Source organism: Streptomyces diastatochromogenes (assembly GCF_002242805.1).
In the GTDB taxonomy this organism is placed as follows: domain Bacteria; phylum Actinomycetota; class Actinomycetes; order Streptomycetales; family Streptomycetaceae; genus Streptomyces; species Streptomyces diastatochromogenes.
The window spans coordinates 1-9,229 of the sequence record NZ_MCGQ01000091.1 but is presented as its reverse complement, the minus strand read 5'-3'; the positions used below and the strand labels follow the sequence as shown (position 1 = coordinate 9,229).

Below are 9,229 nucleotides of genomic sequence, written 5' to 3'. Positions count from 1 at the left end.
GTACACCATCACCAAGACCGCCCACGGCTTCGGCAAGCCCGTCAAGGTCTCCCGGCACACCGGCCTGCCCGCCTACCGCGGCTGACCGCCACCCAACCGGCCACCGGAACGGGCGAGTTCGGCCCGTAGCTCCGCCAGGTGCCGGTCGGCCGTGTCATGCGGCAGGTACTCGACCACATCGAGAAAACGGAACAGGACCTGGGCTTTGGTGACGGCGAACTCGTAGTCGCCGAACCCCACCACAGCACCCAGCTCACCCCGAACAGCACCCCGGACGACATGCGAGGTCATGTCGTCCGGGCTCTGTGCTGTCAGCCCCCGCCGAGCGTTGGGGCGCGCCAGATACGGACAGACCATCGAGGCGTAGAGCATGCACGCGCGGTGCCCCGGAGCCTCCAGGGTCGCCGCCATGTTCCGGTACGGCCGCCCGGCAGCAAGCGCCTCGCGGATCGCGGAACTCTCCGCGGCGCCAACCACCCGCCACACCGGACCCTTGGGTATCAGGGTGTTGCAGACGGAACACAGACGCTGTCGCGCGCACTCGGCGCTGCGCCCGTAGTCGGTGAGCGCGAACTGGGGCTCGTTGCCCTCCCACGGGGTGATCGCGGGTACGGGATAGCCGCGGCTGTCACGAGGTCTGGCCTCGACGCTCGCCGGCATGGGGACGGAATCGAATCGCACACCTCATGTTCAACCACATGCCCGTGCCGTCGGAAGCCGGAATGCCTGCCGGCCCCTGACGTACAGGGACCCCGCCCGCGTGCCCCCTGCGCGCGCAGCAGGTTTCGCCAGGAGGGCCGTGCGCTCGCGAAGGCTTCCCGAGCAGCGGTGCGATCAGAGAGAAGGCCCAGGTCACAGGATTCTGGGCCCTACGCGGCAATGACGGCGACCCCGGTCCTGCCCCCGTCGACATCCACCACGGTTCCGTGCACGAATGCCGCTTCGTCGCTGGCCAGCCAGACCGCGGCATGGGCGATGGCGTCCGGGGTGCCGACGGTGCCGGCCGGGGTGCCCTTCATCATGAGCTCGCCCGGGTGAGCGGCGCCGCCTTCCGGAGTCGTGGGCAGGATCACGCCCGGTGAGACGGCGTTCACCCGCACGCCCGACGGGCCGAACTCTGCGGCCCAGGCGCGTGTGAGCGTCTCCATGGCTCCCTTGGTGGAGCTGTAGAGCGCGCCCAGAGGAACGGCCAGGCGGGCGATCCACGAGCCGAGGTTGATGATCACGCCGCCGCCGGACTCCGCCATGGCCGGTACGACGGCGGCGGTGAGGAAGAACGGTGCCTTGACGTTCACCGCGTAGACCTGGTCGAAGGTCTTCTCGTCGGTGTCGGTGGTGCCGGGGGCCGGGTAGATGCCGGCGTTGTTCACCAGGATGTCGATCCGACCTCCCAAGGTCTCACGGGCCCGGGCAGCCAGGTCCCGGGAAGCCTCCGCGCTGCCGTCGAGGTCCGCCGCCAGGAAGTCGGCCCGGCCGCCGGATGCGCGGATCCCTGCGACGACCTGCGCCCCGCGTTCCTGATTGCGTCCGGACACGATGACGTGGGCTCCCTCGGCGGCGAAGGCTTCGGTGATCGCCTGTCCGATGTTGCTGGTCGAGCCCGTGACCAACGCCGTCTTGTTCCGCAGCCGTCCATTCATGATGCAACCTCCCTGGTCGTGGCGATGTGCGGACCACTGTGCGTCGCGGAAAATGGACCTGCAAGTCCAGAAAAGGAGGAGGGCATATGCCGAACGCGCCGACCGCGAAGGGCCGTGCCACACGAGCCCGCATCGTCGAGGGAGCGGCCGAGGTGCTGCGCGAGCAGGGGGTCGCCTTCACGACGCTCGACGACATCCGCGGCCGCACCGGTACGAGCAAGAGCCAGCTCTTCCACTACTTCCCCGCCGGGAAGGACGAACTGCTGCTGGCGGTGGCCCGGTTCGAGGCGGACCGCGTCCTGAAGGACCAACAGCCGCACCTGGGGCGGCTGGACTCGTGGGAGTCCTGGCGGCAGTGGCGGGACGTCGTGGTCGAGCGCTATGAACGGCAGGGCGACCGCTGCCCGTTGGGGTCGCTGTTCCTGCAGGTCGGCCGAGACCGGCCGGGCGCGCGGGCCATCGTGACGGGGCTGATGCGACAGTGGCAGGAGCAGCTCGCCCGCGGCATGCGCGCCCTTCAGGCGAATGGGCTCGTGTCGTCGGCTCTGGACGTGGAGCGGACGGCCGCCGCACTGCTGGCGGGCATCCAGGGAGGCGTGACCATCATGATGTCCACGGGCGACTCGACCCACCTCAGGGCAGCGCTCGACACCGGGATCGAGCACCTGCGGGGGACGGCAGGGTAAGAGGACGGTTCCGACGGCGACCCCGCCCGGGTCAGGAGACATATGCCCAGGTCAGAGGCTATTCGCGGCTGCGGCCCGGACCCCGTCCGGGCCTCGTCTCGGATTCGTCACAGCCCTCCCCGGTCCCGCCCGGCCTGCGCATGAGCCGAAGCCGGTAAATCCGTCACCGTGAGAGGTCTGTGATGCCCGAGCTCCCCTCGGACCCCGCCGTCGCACAGTTCGGCCCCCAGGGGCTGCGCCGCATCAGCGTGCCTGCCTCGTACGGAACCGTGCCGGCCTCGGCCCGCACCCACCTCGCGCAGGTCGGTGTGCCGCTGCACGTCGGCCCGTACTTCATCGCGGCGGACGACACCGACGGGCCCACCCTCGGGATGTACACCGGCCACCGCGGCGTCGCCCTGCAGTGCTTGGACCGGAAACACCCTGGCCGCGGCCTCGGTGCCGAGATCTAATACCTCCACCTGGACGCGAGCGTGGCGGGTGTGGTGGGCACGGCGATCGGTGCGCTGGGAGCCGTGGCCGGCGGCCGGGTCTCCGTGATCGCTCAAGGGCGCCAGCAGCGCCAGCAGTTGCACGCTGACCGGAAGCAGCGACGCGAACCGTACGCCGGGATGCGTATAGCGCGTGCATCGCGAGCACGAAACTGCTGTCGGCGGCGTGGTGGCGTTTTCCGACCTGGTCTGGGACGAGCAGTCCACCCCCGAGCAATGGCGGACCGGATTCGCCGAGGCACACAAGGCCTGGACACAGTTCAGCACGGCCGAGGCGCTGCGGGTGGCCATGTACGACTGGGAGAAGGTCGGGATGGACTGGTTCGCGGCTGCCCTGCGGGAGGGCCACGGCCGACTCGATGAGTTCGACGAGCGCTTCAAACAGGCCGCCGAGGCGAAACGCGCTCCGGACCGTGCCTTTCAGCAGGCCGCGCAGGACGCCCTGGGAACGCAACACCCGTAAAAGGATCCCCCTCACCACGGTGAGGCCTCCCGGTATCAGCAGCTTTCGCCCTGCTGCCGTCGACGGCGTTCCTCGATCCGCTGCTGCCGGGCTCCAACGCCGTTCCGACGCTCGGTCCTCGAAAGGTTGAGAACCTGATTTGGAAGCCCTCTACACGTGCCCAGATACCCGTGGGGAAGACGCAGATGCAGGTTTCTAGATCCGCGCTACCTGGGGGAAGCCGTCGGCGTGTGGCCACTGCCATCAGGTGGCGCCAGGCGGCTGTTCCAGCGTTTGGCTTCGGAGTCCCACGCAAACACAAACGGGTCCCAGTTTCCGTGCAGGCCAGTCGTCGCCCAGTGGTCCCCGTGCCAGTAGATGGCGCCTCGGGTGCCAGGACTCAGCTCGTCTGTAGGAACCGGCGGGGCCGTCTGGCACAGATCGAACAGCTGGACCAAGCCCTCGGCGGGTAGATCGTCGTCGAAGGCGACGGTCCAACCGTGCTCCGGACACCGTCTTCGCGACCAAGCCGGAGCTGGCCGCCCGCATGATCGGCCGGTTCCTCGATGCGGGGCACCGCGTGGGCTGGATTGCAGGGGACGAAGTCTACGGCGGTAACCCGAAACTGCGGCTCGCGCTGGAAGAGCGCGAAGTCGGCTGCGTCCTCGCCGTCGCCTGCTCGGCCGAAGTCACCACCGGTGCGGGGAAGTTCCGCACGGATGTCCTGGCCGCGAAGGTGCCCAGGCGGGCCTGGCAGAAGCTGTCGGCCGGGGCCGGCGCGAAGGGACACCGCTTATACGACTGGGCCGTCATCGATCTGGCCGAAGTGCCCGGCAGCCACCGGCTGCTGATCCGCCGCAACCGCACCACCGGTGAACTCGCCTACCACCGCTGCTTCTTGCCCGCCCCGGTGCCCCTGGCCACGCTGGTCCGCGTCGCCGGGGCGAGGTGGCGGGTGGAGGAGACATTTCAGTCCGGAAAGGGCCTGGCCGGACTGGACGAGCACCAGGTCCGCCGCTTCACCTCCTGGTCCCGCCGGGTCACCCGGGCCATGCTCGCCCACGCCTTCCTCGCCGCCGTCCGCGCCGACGAACACGCCCGCCATCCCGCCCCGGACGGGCTGATCCCGCTCCCCTGCAACGAGGTCCGGCGACTGTTCACCACGCTCGTCGTCCGGCCCGTGCACGACGTGGCCTACCGCCTCCGCTGGTCCGCCTGGCGACGCCGACACCAGGCCCGAGCCCAGACCAGCCATTACCGACGACAAACCGCGAATCAGACATGAAGATCACGATCTACGGCTGGAGTACTACGCGGTGATCGGGGACGGGCGCTGCGCCGCGCTCATTGCCCTCGACGGCTCGGTGGACTGGCTGGCCTGGCCGGCCCTGGACTCGCCGAGCCTGTTTGCCGCCGTGCTCGACCCCGTCCGTGGCGGCCGGTTCCTTCTCCAGCCCGACGTGCCGTACACCGCCATCCGGCGCTACCTGCCCGGCACGAACGTGCTGGAGACGACGTTCACCACCGTGCACGGCACGGTCAGGCTGACCGATGCGCTGACTCTCCCCGACAACACTTCCCTGGCGCCAGGACGGGAACTGGTGGGGCGGATTAAGGGCCCGGCCCGCGCTCCGTCCGGACCAACCCCGGGCTGTCCCCCCGGCGATCCCGGGTCCCGTCAGGGGCCCGGTCTCAGCCTCTGTCGAGCCCCCGGCAGGGGGTGTGCTTCAGTCGGCCAACGGCCGGCCCTGGGCGTGGTGTGTCTTGGCTGGTGTTGCGGTTGGGCGGGCAGGCTCTCGTCAGCGGGCGCGATGATGCGACGCATGAGAGATGACACTGTGCATGATCAAATCCGGTACCTGCGCGAGTGCATCGACGCTGAGGAGATGATCAAGCTGGGGTTCGGAGGGTCCGGTGGGCGAGGTGGTGGAGAAGCTTCGCGTATACGGTTGTTGCCGCCGCGGCTACTGACGGTATGACCGCCAGCGCGAGGATGCCCAGCAGGGTTGGCCACTGGTGCAGGTGGTCTGTCTGGCAGATGTGGTTGTCCGGCCAGGGGTTGAGGAGCGGAGCTTGGCACAGGGACTCGCTGCCCCGGTCGGTCGTGACCTCGGGGCCGTAGTCCGCGGCCAGCAGGAAGTACAGCAGTGCCCACATCGCTGCGGCCAGGACGTACCAGATGGCTGACCACCAGGAGATCCGTCGCGCGCGCACGCGCAATGCGGCGTGGCCGTCCGCAGAGTCGTCCCGGGTTTCCCCAGTGTCGGATGGCATGGTCGCTGATTCACCGGCCGAGTCGGCGGCTGTCATCTCGTTCGCGTGGTCCATGAGCTCTTCCCCCGGTCCATGATCGTTGGCTGCTGGAGATCGTAGGCTGCTGTGCCCCGTTCTGTGCGACGAGCACTGATGGACGGCCTGTGGCGCTGCGCGCCACAGGGTGCCGGCACGCCCCGCGACGTGCCCCGGCCGCGGGTTGGGCTTCTGCCGGGCTACAGTCGGCCTTGGTCGGGCACAGGTGTGTCTGGTGCTCTGGCTGCGTAGGTCTTGGGCGAGAGCACCTGTTGGTGAGTTCTGGCATCACTCGTCGTCCAGAGAATGCAGGGATATCGGTGAGAAGTAAGAGCACTCGAAGCGGCGCGGGCTCGCAGTGATCGCATGCGCGGGTAGTACGGACCGTGAAAAGATGACGGCATGTTGACCCGAAAGGCCGATGCCGCGTAGGCGTCCGATGGGGCTGCGCGCGGAGCGTTGGCGGCCCATAAAAGGTGTCCCGGTTCGCCGGATCCACGGTGTGTCCGCGGCAACTCGCGCAGTGATCCGGAAGTTGGAAGAAGAGCGTCTGTGGCCGGGGGCTGTGGCCGCTGCCCTGGCCGAGTGCCGGTGGTATCTGGGGCAACCAGGGCGCGTTCTGCCAGATCCGGTGATGGGATGCGACTGCTGTGATCCTCTGGTAGCCCGCGACTGTCTGGAGGACGTGCTGCTGTGGCTTCCCCGTGGTGCTCGGGCTGACCTCGGCAGGCTCGTTGCCAGGTTGGACGCCGAGTTCGACCGCAGGGCCGTCTCCCTCAGCTCTCACCTCATGCTGGCAACTCCGTTCAGTGCTTGCGGGTATTGGCGCCAGCGATTCATGGAGAACTGAGGGTCGGGTGGTTCCTCGCCGCTCAGCGCTCAGCCGACGGCCTGTTGCTCGGCGCGGGCGCGGGTGGTGGCGAGGCGGTAGGAGTCCGTGCCGGTCTCGATGGTGTTGCCGCCGAAGGTGAGACGGTCGACGATGGCCGCGCAGAGGCGGGGGTCGGTGAAGGTCTTGGTCGAGCCAGAGACGACTTGTTCGAGGCGATGGCCACGCTGTTCTTCTCCTCCCGCTCCGTCAGAACCTGAAAGAGGAGCTCGGCGCCCCGCCGGTCGAGTTCCATGTGTTGGGTCGGGGACGGGACACCGTGCACCGTCTCCGTTGCCGGTTTTCCCGTCCCCGCCCGCCGAACCGGACGTGCCCGTTGGCCGAGCATCCGGCTCTCCACGTGATCCGCTTTTCAGGCGAGATATTCGCTGACCTGGCCGACGAAGGCCACATCGTCGTGGTTCGTCCGACGGAAGCGTGCTCCGTCGGGATCGACCTCGTCGATGTTGTAGGGCGTGCTGATCTGCGCTCTACGAAACGTGTATCGCTGGACCCGCATCTTCGCCGGGTTGTAGAGAACGACTCCGACCTCGGTGATGCGGTCCGCCCCGTAGTAGCGGCGGCTCAGCTGTTTCCAGGTCAGACGGGGGTGCTTGTAGCGGATCCAGAGAAGCAGCCTCCACCACGCATACCAGCCGAGGTAGGAGAACGTTCTCTTCGATGCGCCGTAGCGGAAGTAGGCAGCCCAGCCCCGAAGGACCGGGTTGACCGTCCGCAGAACCTCCTCCAACGAGAGCGACGTCGTACTTCGCCCCGTCAGTTTCTTGATCTTGTGCATCACCGACGCCGAGGAGACTGGCACCCCGCCGGAGGGAGACGGCATCCGCTACCTCAGCGAGCACCGGCAGCCGGAGCCCGCCGAGCCGCTGGCCTTGCCCAGCGACTCCCACCGAGGCTCCAAGCACCCCGAGACCGTTCACCCGGCCGGTAGCACCCTGCAGGGCTGAACCCGAGGACCAACAAGAACGCGCCCAAGGCCGACATGACCGCCTCGGCCAGCGGCCCGGACATTGCCTCGGTGTCCGGGCCGCCTCGCGTGGTCGGTGTCGGTCAGCGCCGGCCGAGCTGGGAGCGGCACGCGCCGACCACGACCGGGTCCATGCCGCTGTCCGCGCCCACCCGCACACGACCAACGGGTTGTACGACGCACCGCCTCGGAGGGTACGGAGTGCGGACGGTGACCTGCAGGCGCCCGCGGGTGCGTCGTACGGCGAGCCGGAGCAGCCGGCCGCGGCCGCAGCGCGGTGGGCGTCAGCCGGGCGAGGCGCCCGTCCCAGCCTCACCGGTGACACGGGATGGCGCCGGGGCTCGGAGCGCTAGCGCGCACGGTGGCCGCCGTGTGTGTTGGGCTGCCTCATGGGGCGACGACTACGGTGACCACCGCTGGCTGTAGTTAGGCCTCGTACTCTGTGAGATCGATTCCGTACACCCGCAGGTCGTGGCCCGTGTCCGGGTCTTGCGCCGTGCCCGTCGCACGCATGCCGAGTTTGTCCAGCACGTTCGCGGACGCGGTGTCGCTAGTGCGGCATACGGCGACGACCCGGTCCAGACCGCGGTCCTGGAGGGCGAACTCGAGCGTGGCCTGGGCCGCCTCCGACGCGTAGCCCTGCCCCCAGTACTGGCGCCCGAGCCGCCAGCCGATCGCCACCTGGTCCGCGATGGCGGGCGGGGAGTCGGCGAGGTACAGGCCGACCGCTCCGGCCAGCTCCCCGGATCCGAGGAGTTCGACGGCGAAGATCCCGAAACCCTCCTCGTCCCACTCCTCCTCCCAGGCTTCGATGTCCTGGGAGGTTTCCTCAAAGGAGCGCGGCGCACCGTCGCCGACCCACCGCATCACGTCCGGGTCGGCGTGGATCTCGGACAGGGGGACGAGGTCGTCATCCAGCCAGCGGCGCAGGAGAAGACGGGGAGTGTGGATCTCGGTCATGGTCCCATCTTGCCCTTTACTTCCTTATGGCTCTCACCATGAGTTCCGGCAGCACGGGGCCGTCACCGAAGGCCGATGAGGTCCCATCGCTCAATCACATTCCTCCGTTCCCGGGCGGACCACTCGTCCGCCCGACCCGCGGCAGGGTAGGAGTCCTCTTTGAGGAAACCTTGTGACCGATATTTCTCTGCTGTCCCGATCAACCAGTCGCGGCGGTTGGGCAGTTCTCCCTCCCCGGCAGGCAGGCGCACCTCGAAGCGTGCCCCCGTGCCGCCCGGTGCGCCGCCGGCCGTCACGGCGCCCCGGTGCAGTGCGGTCTGCTGGGCCACCAGCGTGAGGCCGAGCCCGGAGCCGGCGCTGGCCGGGCCGCGCCGGAACCGCTCGAAGATCTGCTCCCGGTCCAGCCCCCGGCACTCCCTGTCCGCCGTCGTCCACCGTGAGTACGATCCACTCTCCCACGCGCCGCAGCCCCAGCGTCACGCTCACCAGCCCGCCCGCGTCGGCTCCGTGCGCCACGCCGTTGGCCAGCAGATTGTCGAGCAGCAGCCGCAGTCCCGGTTCCCCGCCGCGCACGGTGATCCCCGCCGGGGCGTCCAGCACGATCAGCGCGCCGGGCGTATGGCGCCGGGCCTCGGCGACGGCCGCCTCCGCGATCTCCGTCAGGTCGGCGGTGCGGAACGTCTCCGACTCCACCAGGTCCCTGCGCCCGAGGTCGCGCAGCATCAGCAGCAGGCCCCAGGAGCCGCCCGTGTTCGCGGCGCAGAGCGGCGACGACCTCCGTGCGATCCGGTTCGGGGAGCCCAGGGTGACCGGCCAGGATGTCCAGGTTGGTGCCTATGCTCATCAGCGGGGTGCGCAGTTCGTG

Annotated in this window: 11 protein-coding genes and 2 pseudogenes; 6 read left to right on the top strand and 7 right to left on the bottom strand. The window is 69.0% G+C overall.

What is annotated here, in order from left to right; translation table 11 throughout:
* Positions 1–72: 72 nt before the first annotated feature.
* Both BEK98_RS45630 and BEK98_RS45625 read right to left on the bottom strand, forming a co-directional pair.
* Positions 73–660 carry a hypothetical protein gene (locus BEK98_RS45630; protein WP_094222723.1) on the bottom strand — a complete coding sequence of 196 codons (588 nt, stop codon included), beginning with the start codon at positions 658–660 and terminating at the stop codon, positions 73–75.
* A gap of 209 nt (positions 661–869) precedes the next feature.
* Complete coding sequence (locus tag BEK98_RS45625) at positions 870–1,640, bottom strand: SDR family NAD(P)-dependent oxidoreductase (RefSeq protein WP_094222722.1); 771 nt, start codon at positions 1,638–1,640, stop codon at positions 870–872.
* Positions 1,641–1,726: 86 nt separating this feature from the next.
* Between BEK98_RS45625 and BEK98_RS45620 the strand changes: the two genes are divergently transcribed.
* The 5 genes and pseudogenes from BEK98_RS45620 (at position 1,727) to BEK98_RS50595 (ending at position 5,238) form a co-directional block, all read left to right on the top strand.
* Entirely contained in the window at positions 1,727–2,326 is a 600-nt protein-coding gene (locus tag BEK98_RS45620; RefSeq protein ID WP_094222721.1) for a TetR/AcrR family transcriptional regulator, read from the top strand.
* A 182-nt stretch (positions 2,327–2,508) separates the two neighbouring features.
* Positions 2,509–2,778 carry a hypothetical protein gene (locus BEK98_RS45615; RefSeq protein ID WP_094222720.1) on the top strand — a complete coding sequence of 90 codons (270 nt, stop codon included), beginning with the start codon at positions 2,509–2,511 and terminating at the stop codon, positions 2,776–2,778.
* 205 nt (positions 2,779–2,983) lie between these two features.
* A complete protein-coding gene (locus BEK98_RS45610; RefSeq protein ID WP_094222719.1) occupies positions 2,984–3,280 on the top strand; it encodes a hypothetical protein in 297 nt (98 codons plus the stop codon).
* A gap of 397 nt (positions 3,281–3,677) precedes the next feature.
* Positions 3,678–4,544, top strand: a pseudogene (locus tag BEK98_RS45605) (IS701 family transposase); the annotation flags it as partial.
* Positions 4,513–5,238: a trehalase-like domain-containing protein gene (locus BEK98_RS50595; RefSeq protein ID WP_341869055.1), complete on the top strand. Its 726-nt coding sequence runs from the start codon at positions 4,513–4,515 to the stop codon at positions 5,236–5,238. The pseudogene BEK98_RS45605 and the gene BEK98_RS50595, both read left to right, overlap by 32 nt.
* Here BEK98_RS50595 and BEK98_RS45600 read toward each other — a convergent pair.
* The 3 genes and pseudogenes from BEK98_RS45600 to BEK98_RS45590 form a co-directional block, all read right to left on the bottom strand.
* Positions 5,150–5,533, bottom strand: a complete 384-nt coding sequence (locus BEK98_RS45600) for a hypothetical protein (protein WP_143684262.1) — start codon at positions 5,531–5,533, stop codon at positions 5,150–5,152. The two genes, BEK98_RS50595 and BEK98_RS45600, sit on opposite strands and share 89 nt — an antisense overlap.
* A gap of 894 nt (positions 5,534–6,427) precedes the next feature.
* A pseudogene (locus BEK98_RS45595) lies at positions 6,428–6,675 on the bottom strand (ATP-binding protein); the annotation flags it as partial.
* 114 nt (positions 6,676–6,789) lie between these two features.
* Entirely contained in the window at positions 6,790–7,215 is a 426-nt protein-coding gene (locus tag BEK98_RS45590; RefSeq protein ID WP_244202279.1) for a group II intron maturase-specific domain-containing protein, read from the bottom strand.
* On the opposite strand from BEK98_RS45590, the gene BEK98_RS49390 reads away from it, so the two are divergent.
* Complete coding sequence (locus tag BEK98_RS49390; RefSeq protein ID WP_167444442.1) at positions 7,208–7,384, top strand: hypothetical protein; 177 nt, start codon at positions 7,208–7,210, stop codon at positions 7,382–7,384. The two genes, BEK98_RS45590 and BEK98_RS49390, sit on opposite strands and share 8 nt — an antisense overlap.
* Before the next feature lie 446 nt (positions 7,385–7,830).
* On the opposite strand, the gene BEK98_RS45585 is transcribed toward BEK98_RS49390, so the two are convergent.
* The gene (locus BEK98_RS45585) at positions 7,831–8,364 is read right to left on the bottom strand and encodes a GNAT family N-acetyltransferase (protein ID WP_094222716.1); all 534 of its coding nucleotides are present in this window, start codon (positions 8,362–8,364) and stop codon (positions 7,831–7,833) included.
* A 62-nt stretch (positions 8,365–8,426) separates the two neighbouring features.
* Positions 8,427–8,753 carry an ATP-binding protein gene (locus BEK98_RS51200; RefSeq protein WP_341869054.1) on the bottom strand — a complete coding sequence of 109 codons (327 nt, stop codon included), beginning with the start codon at positions 8,751–8,753 and terminating at the stop codon, positions 8,427–8,429.
* Between the last annotated feature and the right edge of the window lie 476 nt (positions 8,754–9,229).